We start from the raw sequence: 19,541 nt of genomic DNA on the forward strand, positions 1-19,541 counted from the left end.
ACAACGCCCGCGAAATTCGCGGGCGTTTTTTATGCCTGGCGTCGGTTACACGACGCGCGAGTAGCGCGCCCGCGGCACGAAGCGGATCGGTTGCGTGCCGTCGTTGGCGGCCTGGGGCGTGTCCTGGCTTTCGGGCCCCGCCACTGCGGCGCGGGCGGCATCGTCGCGCAGGTAGCGGTCGAACACCATCGCCACGCGCCGCACCAGCAGGCGTCCCAGCGGCGTGACCGTGATGCGGGCGGGCTCGACCTGCACCAGGCCATCTGCCGCGAGCGCCCCAAGGTCAGCCAGTTCGGCCGCGAAGCCGGTGGCGAAATCGATGCCGTGGCGCCGCTCCAGCGCGGGGATATCCAGCACGCCGTTGCACATCAGCGCGCCGATCAGTTCTCGGCGCAGATGATCGTCGGCAGTCATCGCCACCCCGCGCGCCAGCGGCAGGCGGCCGTGGTCGAGCGCGCCGTAGTACTCGTCCAGCGTGCGCGCGTTCTGCACGTAGCGGCCCGCCACCGCGCCGATCGCCGAGATGCCGAGGCCGAGCTGGTCGTAGCCGGCGTGCGTGGAATAGCCCTGGAAGTTTCGCTGCAGCCGGCCTTCGCGCTGCGCCACGGCGAGGTCGTCGTCGGGCAGCGCGAAGTGGTCCATGCCGATATAGACGTAGCCCTCGGCGGTCAGCCGTTCGATGGTGGAGACCAGAATATCGAGCTTCTCGCCGGCCGGCGGCAACGCGCTTTCGTCGATGCGCCGCTGCGGCTTGAACACATGCGGCAGGTGCGCATAGCTGTAGACCGAAAGGCGGTCGGGCCGCAGCGCCAGCACCTGATCGATGGTGCGGCCAAAGCGTGCGGCAGTCTGGTGCGGCAGGCCGTAGATCAGGTCGAGGCTGACCGAGCGGAAGCCCAGCAGGCGCGCGGCGTCGACCACGGCACGAGTCTCTTCGTACGGCTGGATCCGGTGGATGGCCTGCTGCACCTCGGGATCGAAATCCTGCACGCCCAGGCTGACGCGGTTGAAGCCCAGTTCTGCCAGCAGCGCCATGCGCGCGTCATCGACGCGGCGCGGATCGATCTCGATCGAATGCTCGCCATCTGGCGCCAGTTCGAAGTGCTCGTGCAGCAGCGCCATCACGCGGCGCATTTCGTCGGGGTCCAGGAAGGTCGGCGTACCGCCACCCCAGTGCGACTGGAGCACGCGCCGCCGCGTGCCGAGCTGTGCGGCCAGCAGCGCCATCTCGCGGCCCAGATACGTGACGTAGCGAGCACTGCGGCCGTGGTCGCGCGTGATGATCTTGTTGCAGCCGCAGTAGTAGCAGATGTTCTCGCAGAACGGGATATGCAGGTACAGCGACAACGGCGCGGGCGCATCGGCACGGCAGGCGGCCAGCGCGTCGTGGTACAGCGACAAATCCGGGCCGTTCCTGAAGCGGTCGGCGGTGGGGTAGGAGGTGTAGCGCGGGCCGTTGCCGTCGATGCGGCCGGCGAGAGCGCGAAAGTCCGACAGCGCGCGGCGGTCGGGCGCAGGGGTAGTCATGGCAAGCGGGTTCATGGGGGCGCGGGGGAACGGTATTTGACAGCTCATGCTAGGACCGCACGGCGCGCGTTGCGTTGATCGCCGTCAAGCGCAACGTCGTTGCGGCACGGACGCGCGGGCGCCCCGCGTCACACGGCTGTCATACGTGGCGCATACGCTGCGCGCCAGCGCGAGTTGCGCGCCTTTTCTATTGCACGATGCCGATGCCGGACACCCTGCCCCCGACTTCCCTGCCGTACCTGACGCTGCCCGCTGCACCGCTGCTGGCCCAGTCCTCGGTGCGTCGCACCGTGGTGGTGGGCCACCTGATCGACCGCGGCAGTGCGCAGGCGGACCTGGCGCGCGACTACCTGGCCGGCGCCAAGGTGCTGTTCGACGCGGTCAATGCCGCCAATGGCCCGGTACGGATCTCCCACGTGGTGCGCGACGCCGACCCCGATCCGCGCCGTGCGCTGGCACAGGCGGTGACATTGGCGGACAGCGAGCGTGCCGAGCTGCTGTTCGGCGCCGGCGACCGCATCCTGCCGGCGCTGGCGTCATCGACAGAGCTGGCCCGGCGCGGCGTGCAGATTGTCGCGCCGCTGTCCGGCCTGGCATTGGCTGGGGACAACATCTGGTTCACCCGCGCCGACTACCAGGCCGAGCTTGACGCTGCGGTGCGGCAGTTGCGCAGCTATGGCCTGAGCGCGATCGCGCTGGCGGTGGCGCCGGACTTCGCTACGCCGTCGCTGGCCCGGCTGGAGGCCCAGACCGGCACGCGCGCGGTGCCGCTCGATCCCAAAACCGATCCGGGTGCCGATGCCGCGGCACGCCGCATTGCAGCCGCCCGCCCCGGCGCAGTGATCGTGGCGGGCGATACGCTCGCCTATGCCGGACTGGGCCGAGCGCTCGCGGCGCAGGGCTGGTATGGCTTCCTGGTCGGCCTGTCGTCGGTCAGTGCCACGGCCGCGCGCGAGATCCTGGGCCCCGGCTATGCCGGCGGCATGGTGCTGACGCAGATAGCGCCAGGTCCGCAGCAGGCCACGCTGCGCGTGGTCAGGGAGCACGTGGCGCGCATGAAGCGATACCTGGATGAGCCGCCGTCGTCGGCGACGCTGGCCGGCTATATCGGCGCCGCTTGGCTGGCGCGGGCGCTGGCCGGTGTGCGTGCCGGCGGTGCCGCCGAACTGCGCCGCGCGCTGCAAGGCCGTGTCGACGTGGGAGACTTCACCCTCGACTTCAGCCACGGCCAGCGCGGCTCGCAATACGTCACGCTGGCGGTATCAGGCGAGCGGTAGCCGCGGTAGCGACAGGCGCGCGCGCAGGCCACCTTCGGCACGGTTGGACAAAATCAGCTCGCCGCCATGCCGTGCGGCAATGTCGGCGGCGATCGACAGGCCCATGCCGACCCCGCCGGTGGCGCGGCTGCGCGACGATTCGAGCCGGTAGAACGGCTCCATCACGCGCGCCAGCTGATCTTCCGGAATGCCGGGTCCGTCGTCGCAGATATCGATCAGCACCCGCGCCGGGCTGTCGGTCAGCACGATGCTGGCCGCGCCGCCGTAGCGCCGCGCATTCTCGACCAGGTTGACCACCGCGCGCCGCAGCTCAGACGGCCACGCCAGCAGCGGCTGCGCCTGGCCGCTGAGGGCGACCTCGTGGCCGGTGTCGGCGGCGTCGTCGACCACCGCCTGCAGCAGGGCGAGCACGTCCACGCGCTGGCGCGGGCCGCTGGCTTCGTCGCGGTCGCGCAGGTAATAGAGCGTGGCGTCGATCAGGCCGTTCATTTCGGCGAGATCCTGGCGCAGGCGATAGCGCACCTCGCCGGCATCGATGCGTTCGATGCGCAGGCTCATGCGCGTCAGCGGTGTGCGCAGGTCGTGCGAGACTGCGGCCAGGAAGCGCGATTGCTGGGCGAGCTGCGTGCGGATGCGCTGCTGCATCAGGTTCAGCGCCTGCGCGGCGGCACGCGCTTCGGCAGGGCCGCCGGTCTCGTCCAGCGGCGGCGCATGCACGTCCTGCGCCAGCCGGCCGGCGCCGCTGGCGAGCTGCTGCACCGGGCGCGCCAGCAACCGTGCGCCGACCCATGCTGCCGCCACCATCGCCGCCACCTGGATCACCATGCCAAGGTGCGGTGGCCACGGCCAGCGCGGTGGCGGGCGGTGCGTCGCAGCGCCCTGCTCTCCGGGCGCTCCCCGCTCCGCCGGCCGGCCGGGAGCGCTGTCGGGCCGTGGCCCGCCGTGCCAGGCTTCGGGCGGCGGCGGCCCCCCGGGACCATCACGCAGCACGCGTTCCATGCCGGGCCGCGGGAACAGGCTTTCGATTACCGTCATGCCGAGCAGGTGGACTACCAGCATGATCGCGGCCATCGCCACGAACAGCCGCAGGAACATCGAGTCGTAGCGCGCCAGGCGCATCGGGCTCACCCTTCAAGCGTCGCGGTGAAGACGTAGCCTTCGCCGCGCACGGTGCGGATCAGCGCCGGATCGCGCGGGTCATCGCGCAGTTTCTGGCGTAGCCGCGAGACCAGCAGGTCGATGCTGCGGTCGAACACGTCGAGCCCGCGCCCGCGTGCCTGGTTGATCAGCAGCTCGCGGTCGAGCACGCGGTTGGGCTGCTCGACAAAGGCCAGCAACAAACGGAATTCGGCATTGGACAGCGGCACCACCACCTCCTCGCGGTCGACCAGCTGGCGCAGCGTGGTGTTCAGGCGCCAGTGGCCAAAGCGCAGTTCGTGGCCCGAAGGCGAAGCGGCGCGGCGGCCATCGACACCCGGTCCACCGCTGCCGGCATGGACACGGCTGCGGCGCAGCACGGTGTGGATGCGCGCCACCAGCTCGCGCATCTCGAACGGCTTGGTGACGTAGTCGTCGGCGCCAACCTCAAGCCCGACCACGCGGTCTGCCAGTTCGGCGCGCGCGGTCAGCATGATGACGGCAACATTGGTTCGCGCGCGCAGTTCGCGGCACAGCGCCAGGCCGTTCTCGCCGGGCAGCGACAGGTCGAGGATGACGAGGTCATAGGCCGTGGCGGCCATCGCCTGGCGCATCGCGGTGCCGTCCTCGACCCCGTCGGCATGCATGCCGAAAGTGGAGAGGTACTCGGCCAGCATGGCGCGGATCTGCGGATCGTCGTCGACGATCAGCAGGCGGATGGGAAGCGGGGGGGTGAATTCCATAAGCGAAGAGAACGGCATCTGGCGAGGCGGTCGGGGCGGACCCAGGCGACGATGTGTCGATGCCGGAGGCGTGCGGTGCCCCACTTTACCAGCGGCGGGTGGCGGCACTATGCCGGCTTTGTATCCGGCCTGATACGCAGTGTTGCCGAAGGGGCCGCCATGTACGCCATTGCAATAGGGCGCAGACCAAGTGCTCAAGCAATGCAACGCGGCCTTCCCTAGCATGGACCGGCTTCGATATCACTACAGGAGAACTCCATGTCCATCATGTTTTCACGGCTGCGGACCAGCCTGTCCGGGCTGGCGCTGTGCGGCGCCGCGCTGGTGGCCACGCCGGCCAGCGCCCTGCAAGCCGGCCCCGGGCCGCATGGCGCCATGCCGCCGCCCATCCCTGCCCCGGCAACGGCCGAGTCGCTCGGACTTAACGCGGCCCAGGCCAGGCTGTGGCGGGCCGCGCGCGGCGCCGCGGCAGAGGCGGAAGCGCATGCGCTGGAACTGCGCGCCCGCTTCCTGCGCGAGACCGCCGACATGGCGGCGGATGGCCCGCTGCGGCCGCGCGCCGAGGCCATGGACCGCCTGCACCAGGCGCTCGAGCAGGACCGGCACGCCGTGCGCGAACGGTGGCTGGCGCTCGACGACAGCCTGGACGCGACCCAGCGCCAGCGCCTGCATGGTGCGCCCGGTGCCGCGCGCTGGCTCGGCCTGCCGCCAGGACCGATGGTGGCGCCGCCGCCGCAGGGACGCTGAGCGCCGCGCCAAAAAAATTGCCCCCGCACGCTGGCGCGGCGGGGGCCAATTACAGGGAAAAACCAGACGTGATGTCTGGAGCGGCACGACCCGGGCAGGCCGTGCCGCCGCAACAGCCGCACAGCGGTGAAAGGCGCAGGCGGCACAACCGTCATGCTAAGGACCGCCGCGTGCGCGGTCTTGTCGGCCTGGTAGGGTTTTGTATCGGCCTTGTACCGAACGTCAGCCTGCCGCCGCCTTGCCGGGGCCGCCGAGCAGCGCCTTGAGCGCGCCGAGCCGGTCCTTGGGGCTCATTGCCGGGGTTTCGTCCTTGGGCGCCGGCGCTTCTTCCAGCTTCATCTCGCCGATAAAGCGCGACGGCTGGCACGAGTAGGTCTCGCGCGCACGCTTGCGCTTCTTGCACCAGCTGATCTGCAGGCTGCGCTGCGCGCGGGTGATGCCGACGTACATCAGCCGGCGCTCTTCCTCGATCTTCTCGTCGGTCATGTCGTCGTCTTCGCGGCAGTGGGGCAGGATGCCCTCTTCCACGCCGACCAGGAATACGTGCGGATATTCCAGCCCCTTGGACGCATGCAGCGTGGACAGCCGCACCGCGTCCGGGTCTTCCTCGCGCCCCTCGAGCATGCTCATCAGCGCCACGGTCTGCGTCAGCTCGAGCAAATTCTTGCCTTCGCTGCCGAAACCGTCGGCGTTGTCATAGCCGGTGGCTTCCTCGCCCTCGGCCGCTTCCGGCTTGGTGCCCTTGCGCTTGAGCCACTCCAGGAATTCAAGCGTATTGGTCCAGCGCGACTGCGCCTGGCGCTCGTCGAAACTGTCGTACAGGTAGGCCTCGTAGTGGATGCCGGCCATCAGGTCGTCAAGCACTTCGGTAGCCGGATCCTTGGCCGCGCGGTCGGCCAGCCGCACCATCGATTCGCAGAACACACGCAGCGGCTCCAGCTGGCGCGGCTGCAGCTTGCCCTCGATGCCGCCCATCATCGCCGCTTCGAACAGCGACACCTTGGCCTGCCCGGCGAAGGTGCCCAGCACTTCTAGCGTGGTGTTGCCGACGCCGCGGCGCGGCGTGGTGATCGCGCGGATGAAGGCGGGATCGTCGTCGGGATTGGCGATCAGGCGCAGGTAGGCGCAGATGTCCTTGATCTCGGCCTTGTCGAAGAAGCTCTGGCCGCCCGACAGCACGTAGGGGATGCGCTCGCGCCGCAGGATCTGCTCGAACAGCCGTGCCTGGTGGTTGCCGCGGTACAGGATGGCGTAGTCGCGGAACTGCGCGCGGCGCTCGAACTTGTGCGCCGACAGGCGGAACACCACCGACTCGGCCTCATGCTCCTCATCGTTCATCGGATGGATGGCGATGGGATCGCCCATGCCGTGCTCGCTCCACAGCTTCTTGTCGAACAGCTTGGGATTGTTGGCGATGACCGCGTTGGCCGCTTCCAGGATGCGCACGGTGGAGCGGTAGTTCTGCTCCAGCTTGATCACCTTGAGGCCGGGGAAGTCGGTCTGCAGCCCGCGCAGGTTGTCGAGCGTGGCGCCGCGCCAGCCGTAGATGGCCTGGTCATCGTCGCCCACCGCGGTGAAGGCTGGTGCTCGCAGGTGCGAGCCGCCCGCCAGCAGCTTGAGCAGCTGGTACTGGCAGGCGTTGGTGTCCTGGTATTCGTCGACGAGGAAGTAGCGCAACCGGTTCTGCCACTTGAGCTGTACCGCTTCATTGCGCGCGAATAGTTCCGCAGGCAGGCGGATCAGGTCGTCGAAATCCACCGCCTGGTATGCATTCAGCGTGGCGACGTAGTTGCGGTAGACCAGCGCGGCCTGGTGCTCGTCGGCATTGGCTGCCTGCGCGATCGCGGCCTCGGGATCGACCATGCCGTTTTTCCACAGCGAGATCGTGCTCTGCACGCCGCGGATCAGCTTCTTGTCGGTGGTGCCGAGCTGCTCCTGGATCAGGCCGAAGCAGTCATCCGAATCCATGATCGAGAACTGCGGCTTCAGGCCGACGTGCTCCGCCTCCATGCGCAGGATCTGCACGCCCAGCGAGTGGAACGTACAGACCGTCAGCTGCTTGAGCGGAATACGCTTGCCCTCGCGCGTGGTCTTGCCTTCCATCAGCTTGCCGATGCGTTCCTGCATCTCCTTGGCAGCCTTGTTGGTGAAGGTGACGGCGGCGATATGGCGCGGCTCGAAGCCCTTGTCTTCGATCAGGTGCGCAATCTTCTGCGTGATCACGCGGGTCTTGCCCGAACCCGCTCCGGCCAGCACCAGGCAGGGTCCGTCCAGGTAGCGGACAGCTTCGGATTGGGCGGAATTCAGGCCGTGGGTCATGCGCGTGGGTGAGCCGTGGGTGTGCGTTCGGGGACAGTTGTTTCCGCGGAAGGCGGAAATGCGGGCGCGGACGGCAAGGCATAGGTGCCAGTCCGGCATAACCAACCATGCTAACACGCTGGCCACCCGGGGGTCAGTCAGCGCCAGCCGCATTTTCGGGACTGCCAATGTCACTGGCGTAACACTTAGTAAAGACCGGAGCGGACAGCTCCCGCCCCGCTCTAACAAGTACGGGCCAGGCGACAGGCCGGGCCGCCAATTCATCACATCGGAGCCGATAATGAAAACCCTGCAAGCCCTTACCAAGGTGACCTTGATTGGTGTAACGGTCGCGGCATTTGCCGGTTGTGCCGACATGACTCCCAAGCAACGCAATACGGCGATTGGCGCGGGCGCCGGTGCGGTGGGCGGTGCGGCGCTCACACACGGTAGCGCGCTCGGCACGCTAGGCGGCGCGGCGGTCGGCGGCGTGATCGGTAACGTCGTGACCGACGACCACCACAAGTAAATTGCAACGCCCGAGCCCGCGGTCGCGGTCGCGGTCGCGGTCGCGGTCCACTGTGCGGCTTCCCGGCCAGGTTTGACAAAGGCCGGGGCCTCCCGTACATTGCGCGCATCCGACCGGGAGAGCGCGCAGATCTGCGCCGCCGAAGGGGTATCACCCGAAAACTCTCAGGCACCACGGACCGGTCGGATCGGCATGCAACATGCACACGATGCATGCCGCACTCTGGAGAGCGGCACCCGCCATTCGTGGCGAGCGTGCCCACCGAAGGGGCGCGCGAGGACGGGGTCCACCGGATCCGCTTCGTAATCTCTCAGGTATCGAGGACAGAGGGGTCATCCGCTGCAGCGGATTGCTCGCCTATTGGCGTAGCGATCGCTGCGGCGGATGACCCTTTTTTGTTTTTGCAACCCGATATTGCCCCCGAGGATTCCATGACGCTCCAGGCCACGCCCCTCAACGCCATCCACCGCGCCCTCGGCGCCCGCATGGTCGATTTCGGCGGCTGGGACATGCCGGTCAACTACGGCTCCCAGATCGAAGAACACAACGCCGTGCGCACCGACGCCGGCATGTTCGACGTGTCGCACATGTGCGTGGTCGATCTCGGCGGCCCCAATACCCGCACCTTCCTGCGCGGCCTGCTGGCCAACAACGTCGACAAGCTGCAGACGCCGGGCAAGGCGCTGTATTCGTGCATGCTCGACGAAAAAGGCGGCGTGATCGACGACCTGATCGTCTATTTCTTTGCCGAGGACCGTTTCCGCCTGGTGGTCAACGCCAGCACCGCGGTCGGCGATATCGACTGGATCCGCGCGCGCAACGATGCCACCGGCAGCGGCGTGACCATCACCCCGCGCCGTGAAGATGTTGCGCCCCCCGGCACGGAGCCGCTTGCCATCGTGGCGGTGCAGGGGCCCAACGCCCGTGCTAGGGTGTGGAGCACCTTCCCGTCGACCCAACCTTCTGATGCGCTCAAGCCGTTCAACGCTGTCGTGGTGCAGGATCCCGCACTCGGCGAGGTCATGGTCGCGCGCACCGGCTACACCGGCGAAGACGGTTTCGAGCTGGTCGTGCCGGCCGCCAGCGTTGCCGGCCTGTGGGAAAAACTGAATGCCGCGGGCGTGCGCCCGGCCGGCCTGGGCGCGCGCGACACGCTGCGCCTGGAAGCCGGCATGAACCTGTACGGCCAGGACATGGACATCAAGACCTCGCCGCTCGACGCGGGCCTGGCCTGGACCGTCGACCTGCAGAGCGAGCGCGACTTCACCGGCAAGGCGGCGCTGGCCGCTGCCGGTTCGCGCCAGCAGTTCCTCGGCCTGATCCTGCGTGACAAGGGGGGCGTGCTGCGCGCCCACCAGAAGGTCATCACCCCCGCGGGTGACGGCGAAATCACCAGCGGCACCTTCAGCCCATCGTTGTCGCAATCGATCGCGTTCGCGCGCCTGCCGCAGGGCGTGAACGTCGGCGACACCGTGCAGGTGGAGATCCGCGACCGCAAACTCAACGCGACTGTGGTTAAACTGCCGTTTGTGCGTAATGGCAAGGCACTCGTGAGCTGAGGGAAACACTCGCTTACCCAACGGTCGCCCTCGCCTGCCGGCAGCGTTGCCGGGCAGGCATCACCCAACAAGAAACAGATCTGAATCCGGAGAACCTTCATGAATTTCCCCGCCGACCTCAAATACACCGAGTCGCATGAGTGGGTGCGCGTCGAAGCCGACGGCACGCTCACCATTGGCATCACCGACCACGCGCAAGATGCGCTGGGCGACATCGTCTTCCTGGAACTGCCCGAAGTGGGCAAGTCGGTCGGTGCCGGCGACGCGCTGGCAGTGGTGGAATCGGTGAAGGCCGCTTCCGACATCTATGCACCGGTGGCCGGCGAAGTGATCGCAGTGAACGAGGCCGCCACGGCCGAGCCGGAAAGCGTCAATGCCAATGCCTTCGACGCCTGGCTGTTCAAGCTCAAGCCGGCCAACAGCGACGACGTCAACGGCCTGATGTCGGCCGACGCGTACAAGGCCAGCGTCGGCGCCTGATCGCCCCGTCGATCCCGCACGCGGGATCGACACACAGCATTTGCAGCGCCGCGGCACGGCTGACCACCTGCCGCAGCGCTCCCCACGAGGTTCTTGCCAATGAACGCCCCGCTTCCCATGAACGCCGCCCAAGGTAACCGGCCCACGCTGGCCGAACTGGAGGCGCGCGACGCCTTCGCCGCCCGCCATATCGGCCCCGATACCCCCGAACAGCAGCACATGCTGAAGGTGCTCGGCTATGACAGCCGCGCAGCGCTGATCGATGCCGTCATCCCCGCCGCCATCCGCCGCCGCGACGGCATGCCGATGGGCGAATTTACCGAGCCGCTGAGCGAGGAAGCCGCACTCGCCAGGCTGCGCAGCCTGGCGCGCAAGAACCGCGTGCTGAAGAGCTTTATCGGCCAGGGCTACTACAACACCGTCACGCCCGCGGTCGTGCTGCGCAACATCTTCGAGAACCCCGCCTGGTACACCGCCTACACGCCCTACCAGCCGGAAATCTCGCAAGGCCGCCTCGAAGCGATGCTGAACTTCCAGCAGATGGTCACCGACCTGACCGGGCTGGATATCGCCAATGCGTCGATGCTCGACGAAGGCACCGCCGCCGCGGAAGCGATGACGCTGCTGCAGCGCGTGAACAAGCACGACTCGAACATCTTCTTCGTCGCCGACGACGTGCTGCCGCAGACGCTGGAAGTGGTACGCACGCGCGCGCTGCCGCTGGGTATCGAAGTCAAGGTCGGCCCCGCCGCCGACGCCGCTGCGGCAAGCGCCTTCGGCGTTCTGCTGCAGTACCCGGGCGTCAATGGCGACGTCAATGACTACCGCGCCATCGCCGACGCCGTGCACGCCGCCGGCGGCCTGGTGGTAGCCGCCGCCGACCTGCTGGCGCTGACGCTGATCGCCGCACCGGGCGAATGGGGTGCCGACGTGGCCGTGGGCAACTCGCAGCGTTTTGGCGTGCCGCTGGGCTTTGGCGGCCCGCACGCCGGCTACATGGCGGTGAAGGACGCGTTCAAGCGCTCGATGCCGGGCCGCCTGGTGGGCGTGACTGTCGATGCGCAAGGCAACAAGGCTTACCGCCTGGCGCTGCAGACGCGCGAGCAGCATATCCGCCGCGAAAAGGCCACCTCGAACATCTGTACCGCGCAGGTGCTGCTGGCCGTGATGGCGTCGATGTACGCCGTGTACCACGGCCCGCAGGGCCTGAAGCGCATCGCGCAGCGCGTCCATCGGCTGGCCGCGACGCTGGCCGCCGGCCTGGAGCAACTCGGCTTCGCGCGCACCAACGCCACCTTCTTCGACACGCTGACGCTGGAAACCGGCTTCAACACCGAAGCCATCCACGCCGCTGCCACCGCGCGCGGTATCAACCTGCGCCATGCCGGCGCCACGCGCGTCGGCATCTCGCTGGACGAGACCGCTACCCGCGACGACGTGGTTGCGCTGTGGGAAATCTTCACGCAAGGCAAGCCGCTGCCGGCGGGCCTCGATTTCGACAAGCTCGAAGCAGCCACCAATGATGCCTTCCCGGCCGAACTGGCGCGCGCCAGCGAATACCTGACGCACCCGGTGTTCAACACGCACCACGCCGAGCACGAGATGCTGCGCTACCTGCGCATGCTGGCCGACAAGGACCTGGCGCTGGACCGCACCATGATCCCGCTGGGCTCGTGCACGATGAAGCTGAACGCCACCAGCGAGATGATCCCGGTGACCTGGCCCGAGTTCAGCCAGATCCACCCGTTCGCGCCGCTGGACCAGACCGTGGGCTACCGCGAGATGATCGACCAGCTCGAGGCCATGCTGTGCGCCGCCACCGGCTACGCCGCGGTCAGCCTGCAGCCCAATGCCGGCTCACAAGGCGAGTATGCCGGCCTCCTGATCATTCATGCGTATCACGCCAGCCGCGGCGAAAGCCATCGCGACATCTGCCTGATCCCGTCGTCCGCACACGGCACCAACCCGGCGTCGGCGCAAATGGCCGGCATGAAGGTGGTGGTGGTGGCCTGCGATGAAAACGGCAACGTCGACCTGGAAGACCTGGCGAAGAAGGCCGAGCAGCACAGCAAGAGCCTGGCTGCGATCATGATCACCTACCCGTCCACGCACGGCGTGTTCGAGCAGGGCGTGCAGCAAATCTGCGAAATCGTGCACAAGCACGGCGGCCAGGTCTATGTCGACGGCGCCAACATGAATGCGATGGTCGGCACCGCCGCGCCGGGGCAGTTCGGCGGCGACGTGTCGCACCTGAATCTGCACAAGACCTTCTGCATCCCGCACGGCGGCGGCGGCCCGGGCGTCGGCCCGGTTGCGGTCGGCGCGCACCTGGCGGACTTCCTGCCCAACCAGGACAGCGTCGGCTATCGCCGCGACGACCGCGGCATCGGCGGCGTGTCGGCGGCACCGTTCGGCTCGGCCAGCATCCTGCCGATCTCCTGGATGTATATCGCGATGATGGGTTCGGCCGGCCTGACCGCCGCCACCGAGAACGCCATCCTGGCCGCCAACTACGTGGCCAAGCGCCTGGCGCCGTACTACCCGGTGCTGTACACCGGCCAGCACGACCTGGTCGCGCACGAGTGCATCCTGGACGTGCGTCCGCTGCAGAAGGAAACCGGCATCAGCAATGAAGACGTGGCCAAGCGCCTGATGGACTACGGCTTCCACGCGCCGACCATGAGCTTCCCGGTGCCGGGCACGCTGATGATCGAGCCGACCGAGTCCGAAGCACTGCATGAGCTGGACCGCTTCATCGACGCGATGATCGCGATCCGCCAGGAAATCGGCCGCGTCGCCGACGGTACTTTCGATCGCGAGGACAACCCGCTCAGGCACGCGCCGCACACCGCCGCGGTGGTGACCGCCAACGAGTGGACCCACAAGTACACGCGCGAGGAAGCCGCTTACCCGGTGGCATCGCTGCGCACGCAGAAGTACTGGCCGCCGGTCGGCCGTGCCGACAACGTGTACGGCGACCGCAACCTGTTCTGCAGCTGCGTGCCGGTCAGCGACTACGTGGTCGACTGATAATGCACACAGGCCGGTGCCGCCGCGTCCGCGGAGGCCCGGCCGTCGCACTATCCTCAGGATGACGGGCCAGCCAGCGGCGTGCCCGTTGCCGTACTTCGACCGCCTAACAAGAGCCTCTGCGGGCCACCCCATTGCTGGAGACATTCCGTGGCAGTCAGCGTCTTTGATCTGTTCAAGGTGGGCATCGGCCCGTCGAGCTCGCATACCGTGGGCCCGATGCGCGCGGCCCTGATGTTCGCGCAGGGGCTGGAGCGCGACGGCCTGCTGCCGCAGGTGGCAAGCGTGCGGGTCGAGCTGTACGGCTCGCTCGGCGCCACCGGCAAGGGCCACGGCACCGACAAGGGCGTGATCCTCGGCCTGATGGGCGAGTCGCCCGACACCATCGATCCCGATTCCATCGACAAGCGGCTCGCGGCGTTGCGCAAGAGCCGCGAGCTGTCGCTGCTGGGACACCATCTCGTACCCTTCGTCGAGAAGGAGCATATCGCGTTCTATCGCCGCGAGGCACTGGCCGAGCATCCCAATGGCATGAAGTTCCATGCCTTCGACAACAGCGGCGCGAGCCTGCGCGAGGCGCGCTACCTGTCGGTGGGCGGCGGCTTCGTGGTCACGGCGGGCGCGCCCAACACCCAGGTGCTCAACGCCGCGCAGCAGCTGCCGCACCCGTTCCGCAGCGGCAAGGACATGCTGCAGATGGCACAGGCCAGCGGCAAGAGCATTGCGCGGCTGATGCTGGAAAACGAACTGACCTGGCGCAGCGAGCAGGAAGTCAACGACGGCCTGCTGCATATCTGGAACGTGATGCAGGCCTGCGTCGCGCGCGGCTGCCGCACCGATGGCGAACTGCCGGGGCCGTTCAAGGTGAAGCGGCGCGCGCCCGAGCTGTACCGCAGCCTGACCGAGCGCGCCGAGCGCGCCTTGTCGGATCCGCTGTCGGTGATGGACTGGGTCAACCTGTACGCCATCGCCGTCAATGAAGAAAACGCGGCGGGCGGGCGCGTGGTGACAGCGCCGACCAATGGCGCCGCCGGCATCATCCCCGCCGTGCTGCATTACTACGACCGCTTCGTGCCTGGCGCGAACAAGCAGGGCGTGGTCGACTTCCTGCTGACCGCGGGCGCGATCGGGCTGCTGTACAAGCTCAACGCGTCGATCTCCGGGGCCGAAGTCGGCTGCCAGGGCGAAGTCGGCGTGGCCTGCTCGATGGCGGCCGGCGCGCTTGCCGCGGTACTCGGCGGCAGCCCGGCGCAGGTGGAGAACGCGGCCGAGATCGGCATGGAGCACAACCTCGGCCTGACCTGCGACCCGGTCGGCGGGCTGGTGCAGATTCCGTGCATCGAGCGCAATGCGATGGCGTCGGTCAAGGCGGTCAACGCGGCACGCATGGCGCTGCGCGGCGACGGCACGCATTATGTATCGCTCGATTCGGTGATCAAGACCATGCGCGAGACCGGCGCCGACATGAAGACGAAGTACAAGGAAACGGCGCGCGGCGGACTGGCGGTGAATATCGTGGAGTGCTGAGCTCCCATAAACAAGCGAGAGGTGCCGGAGGGCACCGATTGCGGACCCAACGCACCCAATGGGCCTCCATTGCGGCGTATCATGGCGGCGTTCCCCGACTGCAGAACAAGAGGGCCCGCCATGCAGACCTTCCACCAGCTCTTTGACGATTCCTCGTCGACCTTCACTTATCTGCTGATCGATGCGGAAACGAAGGACGCGCTGCTGATCGACCCGGTCGACCACCAGCTCGAACGCGACCTGGCGCTGGTCGAGGATACCGGCGCACACCTGGCCTGGGTCATCGAGACACACGCCCACGCCGACCACATCACCTCCGCCGGCCATCTCGCCATGCAGACCGGCGCGCACACCGCGGCGCCATCGGGCTGCGATATCAAGCCGGCACAGAAGCAGCTGATCGACGGCGACACTGTCGCATTCGGCAAGCAGGTGCTGCGCGCCATCCATACGCCCGGCCATACCGCCGGCAGCATGAGCTACCTGTGGGAAGAGCCCACGGCTGACGGCATCGTGCGTCGCGTCTTTACCGGCGATGCGCTGCTGATCGACGGCTGCGGCCGCACCGATTTCCAGTCGGGCGACGCCGGCACGCTTTACGACAGCCTGACCCGCAAGCTCTTTGCGCTGCCCGACGATACCCGGGTCTACCCCGCGCACGACTACAGGGGCCAGACCTCGTCGACCATCGGCCATGAGCGCGCGCACAACAGCCGCGTATCCGGCCGCACGCGCGAGGAGTTCATCGACATGATGCGCAACCTGAACCTGCCCCGGCCCAGGCTGATCGATATTGCGGTGCCGGCCAACCAGCGCCTGGGCCTGCGCGACGGCGAGAGCGTGCCGCACGGCGCCTGAAGCATTCCAATCTTAGGAGTCACCGCATGTCCGTATATACCGCCGAAGTCCTGTGGCAGCGCGACGGGCAGGATTTCACCGGCAACCGCTACAGCCGCAGGCACCTGCTGCGCTTCGACGGCGGCGCCGAAGTCCAGGGCTCGTCGTCGCCCCATGTGGTGCCACTGCCGATGTCGGACGCCAGCGCGATCGATCCGGAAGAGATGTTCATCGCCTCGCTGTCGAGCTGCCACATGCTGTGGTTCTTGTCGCTGGCGGCGAAACAGCGCTTTGTGGTCGACCGCTATGTCGATGCCGCCACCGGCGTGATGGAAAAGAACCGTGAGGGCCAGACGGCGATGACGGTGGTGACCTTGCGTCCCCAGGTCACTTTCTCCGCCGGGCGCGAGCCCACCCGCGACGAGCTGGAGCGCCTGCACCATGCCGCGCACGATGCCTGCTTTATCGCCAACTCGGTCCGGACCGAGGTGCGGTGCGAACCGCTGGTCGCCGGCGCCTAGCCGCCCCCCCATGCCGGTACCTGCGCTGCCCGCGGCACGGCCCGCGTCGGCGCGGCGCCTGCTGCGCTGGCTGCTGGCTGGCGTGGTCCTGCTTGGGTCCGTCCTGATGCTGCAGGATCGCTTCCTCTACTTTCCCGACAAGGCCTCGGTCGACGACATGGTCGCGCCCGGATTGCGCGCATGGCCGGGCCCGGATGATTTTCGCGGCCTGCTGGCCGAGCCGCACGGCCCCGTCCGCGCTACCGCCATCGTCTTCCACGGCAATGCCGGACACGCCGGCCATCGCGGCTACTACGCCAGCGTGCTGACGCGCCTGGGCATCCGCGTGATCCTGGCCGAATACCCGGGCTATGGCCCGCGCGGCGGCACGCTTGGCGAGCGCAGCTTCGTCGACGATGCCGGACAGGCGATTGATCTGGCCCGGCGCCAATTCGACGGCCCGCTGCTGCTGGTCGGCGAATCGCTCGGCGCCGGTGTTGCGGCGGCCGCCGCCGCGCGCCAGCGCGAGCACGTCGATGCCGTGCTGCTGATTACGCCGTGGGACAAGCTCGCCCACGTCGCCGCACACCACTATTCATGGCTGCCGACCGGATGGCTGCTGCGCGACCGTTACGACAGCGTGACCCACCTGGCCACTTTTGGCCGCCCGGTCATGGTGGTTGTGGCCGAACGCGACAGCATCGTTCCGCCCCGGCTAGGCAAGGCGCTCTATGAAGCGCTGGACGAACCGCGCCGCCTGGCGGTGATCGACCACGCGGGGCACAATGACTGGACCGGCTACGTCGACGAGGCATGGTGGCGCAACGCGCTCGCGTTCCTGCTGTCGCCGCCGGCGTCCCGCTGATTTGCGCGTGCTCGGCCTCATGTTACGCGGCCCAGCGCTCGCACGCCTTGCGCACCGTCTCGCGCTGGCTGCGCGCGTCGGCATCGGTCTGGCGCAGCCATTCGGCATCGCCGTCGCGACGTTCGGCGAGCGCACGGATATTGGCCAGCGCCGGTAGCGAACCGAGCGCCTCGGCATGCGGCACCAGCGCATCGCAGATCGACAGGATATGGTCGGCGATCGGCATCCGGGTCAGCTCGTTGGGATGCACGTACTCGCCATCCAGGCCGAAGCGGCACGCCTGGAAGCGGTTGAAGGTGTACACCAGGTAATCGTCTTCCTGCGGCATGAACGGGCGCGACAGGAGCAAGTAGCGCGCCAGCATCTGGATATAGGCGGCGATATCGCAAGCGCGCTGCACCGTCAGCGGCGTGTCCATCACGCGGACCTCGATGGTGCCGAATTCCGGCTTCGGCCGGATATCCCAGTAGAAGTCCTTCATGCTCTCGATCACGCCGGTATTGCGCATCTTCTCGAAGTACGCCGTGAAGGCGTCCCACGTCAGCAGGAAGGGCGCGCGCCCGCTCATCGGGAATGCAGCGACCGAATTCAGGCGCGCCGAGGCAAAGCCGGTATCGACACCCTGCACATACGGTGACGACGCCGCCAGCGCAACGAAGTGCGGCACGTAGCGGCCGATGGCGTGCAACAGGAACAGCGACTCGTCCGCTGTCGGGCAGCCGATATGCACGTGCTGGCCGAACACGGTGAACTGCTTGGCCAGGTAGCCGTACAGCTCGGAGATGTACTGGTAGCGCGGCGAGTCCGAAATGGTGCGGTCGGACCACTGCATGAACGGGTGGGTGCCGCCGCCGGAAATGCCGAGGTTGAGCGAGTGCGACGCCGCCACCATCAGGTCGCGCATGGTGGTCAGCTCGTCCAGCGCCTGCTGGTAGCTGTGGCAGATGCCCGTGCTGATCTCGATCATCGACGGGCTGATCTCCGGCTTGATGTCGCCGGCATGCTCGGCGCCCTTGAGCGCGCGCAGCAGGTCGGGCGCGAACGGCGCCAGGTCATAGTCGTGGCGGTTGACCAGCTGCAGCTCCAGCTCCACGCCGAAGGTCAGCGCCTCGGATTGCTTGAACGATTCGAGCGACATCAGCGCCCTCCTCCATTGGCCCGGGATTCGCCGGCGAAGCGCAGCGCCCACGCTGCCAACACCGGACCCAGCAGTTGTTCGATCGCCAGCGCGCACAGGATGATGGCGGCCAGTGGCTGTCCGGTACCGGGGTAGATGCGCGCCACGTCGCTCATCAGCAGGTAGGCCAGCCCCGACATCGGCGCCAGCGCCAGCCCCAGTGCCATGCACTGGCGCATGCTCAGGCCCGAGAACGATCCCAGCGACACCACCCCGGCGAACTTGGCGAGGTGGCGCAGCAGCACCAGCACGACGGCATAGACGCCGCCCACGGCCCAGTCATGCGCGGTCAGCGGCAAGCCCAGTGACACCACCATCACAATGATCAGCAGGCTGCCGGCACTGCCAAAGTGCGGCGGCCACACATGCGGCTGGCTGTCCTGATGCTTGAACACCACGCCGGCCAGCAGCAGCGTCAGCGGCATCGACAATTTTAGTACCCGGGTCAGCGCCAGCGTGAACAGGACCAGGCCCACCAGCACCAGGAAGCTGTAGTGGTCATCAGCCGACATGCGCTCATAGATCACGTGGCCCACCTTGCCCACCACCCATGCCAGCAGGCACGAGCCCAGCAGGAGGTAGAGGGGATGCAGCAGCGCGGCGCCCAGGTTGCCGTATTCGGAATGCAGCCACCCGGTGGTCACCTGTACGATCGCGGCGGCGTAGATGCTGTTCAGCGCCGCCATTGCCATCAGCCGCTCCGTGACCTGGCCCTCGGCGCGCAGTTCGTTCTTGAGCTGCAGCACGATGGTGGGCGAGGTGCTGACGGCAATGCCGCCGGCCAGGATCGCCACGCCGGGCGAGGCGCCTATCCATTGCAGCACCGCCGCGACCAGGCCCCAGGTCAGCAGGCTCTCGAAGGCGCTGGTCAGCAGCAGCCAGCGATTGGCGCGCAGCCAGGTCAGCGACAGCCGGTGCCCGAGTTCGAACAGGGCCAGGGCCAGCGCCATATCGATCAGGATACGGGTCTGGTTGACCATGTTCTCGTCGACGATGCCGCGCCCCAGCATGCCGGCGAAGAGGCCCGCCACGGCATAGCCCACGATGCGCGGGCAGCGCAGCCAGCGGCGGCTGACTTCCCCCGCCAGGCCCGCGCCCACCAGCGCGAGTCCGACCCAGAACAAGCCGCCTGGGGCGAGGGGGAGTGTAGGAAATAGTTGGCTCAGTCCGTTCATGGTCGACATGGTAATGTAAGCACATCACAATCCATGTCAGTGATTGTCCGACACCGCACCAAACGCATCACGAACTTCTGTCAACTTCTCGTAAAAAACGCCATCTTCGAGATGGCGTTTTTTACATTTTGTG

The 19,541-nt window shown here is 67.6% G+C and carries 16 protein-coding genes and 2 riboswitches; of the genes, 10 read left to right on the forward strand and 6 right to left on the reverse strand.

The genetic code is table 11. The annotated features are described in order from the left end of the window. Positions 1-45: 45 nt before the first annotated feature. Entirely contained in the window at positions 46-1,542 is a 1,497-nt protein-coding gene (hemN, locus tag J8I82_RS24305; protein ID WP_209761409.1) for an oxygen-independent coproporphyrinogen III oxidase, read from the reverse strand. Between the two features lie 188 nt (positions 1,543-1,730). Here hemN and J8I82_RS24310 point away from each other — a divergent pair, with 188 nt between their 5' ends. Beyond that, complete coding sequence (locus tag J8I82_RS24310) at positions 1,731-2,804, forward strand: ABC transporter substrate-binding protein (RefSeq protein ID WP_245180043.1); 1,074 nt, start codon at positions 1,731-1,733, stop codon at positions 2,802-2,804. Here J8I82_RS24310 and J8I82_RS24315 read toward each other — a convergent pair. Both J8I82_RS24315 and J8I82_RS24320 read right to left on the reverse strand, forming a co-directional pair. Continuing rightward, positions 2,790-3,923, reverse strand: coding sequence for a sensor histidine kinase (locus J8I82_RS24315; protein ID WP_245180058.1), 1,134 nt, complete (start codon positions 3,921-3,923; stop codon positions 2,790-2,792). The genes J8I82_RS24310 and J8I82_RS24315 overlap by 15 nt on opposite strands. A gap of 5 nt (positions 3,924-3,928) precedes the next feature. Then, positions 3,929-4,684 (reverse strand): response regulator, encoded by a 756-nt coding sequence (locus tag J8I82_RS24320; RefSeq protein WP_209761411.1) that lies wholly within the window; start codon positions 4,682-4,684, stop codon positions 3,929-3,931. Positions 4,685-4,942: 258 nt separating this feature from the next. On the opposite strand from J8I82_RS24320, the gene J8I82_RS24325 reads away from it, so the two are divergent. Then, a complete protein-coding gene (locus J8I82_RS24325) occupies positions 4,943-5,431 on the forward strand; it encodes a hypothetical protein (protein ID WP_209761412.1) in 489 nt (162 codons plus the stop codon). 222 nt (positions 5,432-5,653) lie between these two features. On the opposite strand, the gene J8I82_RS24330 is transcribed toward J8I82_RS24325, so the two are convergent. Continuing rightward, the gene (locus J8I82_RS24330) at positions 5,654-7,750 is read right to left on the reverse strand and encodes a UvrD-helicase domain-containing protein (RefSeq protein WP_209761413.1); all 2,097 of its coding nucleotides are present in this window, start codon (positions 7,748-7,750) and stop codon (positions 5,654-5,656) included. A gap of 280 nt (positions 7,751-8,030) precedes the next feature. Between J8I82_RS24330 and J8I82_RS24335 the strand changes: the two genes are divergently transcribed. From J8I82_RS24335 to J8I82_RS24370, 8 genes are all read left to right on the forward strand, one after another. After that, positions 8,031-8,258, forward strand: a complete 228-nt coding sequence (locus J8I82_RS24335; protein WP_209761414.1) for a YMGG-like glycine zipper-containing protein — start codon at positions 8,031-8,033, stop codon at positions 8,256-8,258. Between the two features lie 104 nt (positions 8,259-8,362). Beyond that, a riboswitch (glycine riboswitch) is annotated at positions 8,363-8,449 on the forward strand. A gap of 21 nt (positions 8,450-8,470) precedes the next feature. After that, a riboswitch (glycine riboswitch) is annotated at positions 8,471-8,595 on the forward strand. A gap of 94 nt (positions 8,596-8,689) precedes the next feature. Then, positions 8,690-9,817, forward strand: a complete 1,128-nt coding sequence (gcvT, locus tag J8I82_RS24340) for a glycine cleavage system aminomethyltransferase GcvT (RefSeq protein ID WP_209761415.1) — start codon at positions 8,690-8,692, stop codon at positions 9,815-9,817. A 99-nt stretch (positions 9,818-9,916) separates the two neighbouring features. Beyond that, complete coding sequence (gene gcvH / locus J8I82_RS24345) at positions 9,917-10,297, forward strand: glycine cleavage system protein GcvH (protein ID WP_133097832.1); 381 nt, start codon at positions 9,917-9,919, stop codon at positions 10,295-10,297. A 99-nt stretch (positions 10,298-10,396) separates the two neighbouring features. After that, positions 10,397-13,327 (forward strand): aminomethyl-transferring glycine dehydrogenase, encoded by a 2,931-nt coding sequence (gene gcvP / locus J8I82_RS24350; RefSeq protein ID WP_209761416.1) that lies wholly within the window; start codon positions 10,397-10,399, stop codon positions 13,325-13,327. 150 nt (positions 13,328-13,477) lie between these two features. After that, a complete protein-coding gene (locus tag J8I82_RS24355; protein ID WP_209761417.1) occupies positions 13,478-14,854 on the forward strand; it encodes an L-serine ammonia-lyase in 1,377 nt (458 codons plus the stop codon). Between the two features lie 120 nt (positions 14,855-14,974). After that, complete coding sequence (locus J8I82_RS24360; RefSeq protein ID WP_209761418.1) at positions 14,975-15,712, forward strand: MBL fold metallo-hydrolase; 738 nt, start codon at positions 14,975-14,977, stop codon at positions 15,710-15,712. 26 nt (positions 15,713-15,738) lie between these two features. Then, the gene (locus tag J8I82_RS24365; protein ID WP_209761419.1) at positions 15,739-16,212 is read left to right on the forward strand and encodes an OsmC family protein; all 474 of its coding nucleotides are present in this window, start codon (positions 15,739-15,741) and stop codon (positions 16,210-16,212) included. 10 nt (positions 16,213-16,222) lie between these two features. Beyond that, positions 16,223-17,056 (forward strand): alpha/beta hydrolase, encoded by an 834-nt coding sequence (locus tag J8I82_RS24370; protein WP_209761420.1) that lies wholly within the window; start codon positions 16,223-16,225, stop codon positions 17,054-17,056. A 22-nt stretch (positions 17,057-17,078) separates the two neighbouring features. On the opposite strand, the gene J8I82_RS24375 is transcribed toward J8I82_RS24370, so the two are convergent. Further along, a complete protein-coding gene (locus tag J8I82_RS24375) occupies positions 17,079-18,194 on the reverse strand; it encodes a YbdK family carboxylate-amine ligase (protein WP_209761421.1) in 1,116 nt (371 codons plus the stop codon). Then, complete coding sequence (locus J8I82_RS24380) at positions 18,194-19,417, reverse strand: cation:proton antiporter (RefSeq protein WP_209761422.1); 1,224 nt, start codon at positions 19,415-19,417, stop codon at positions 18,194-18,196. The genes J8I82_RS24375 and J8I82_RS24380 overlap by 1 nt, the downstream gene beginning before the upstream one ends. Positions 19,418-19,541: the final 124 nt, after the last annotated feature.

Origin of the sequence: Cupriavidus consociatus (assembly GCF_017814975.1) — a bacterium.
GTDB classification, from domain to species: domain Bacteria; phylum Pseudomonadota; class Gammaproteobacteria; order Burkholderiales; family Burkholderiaceae; genus Cupriavidus; species Cupriavidus consociatus.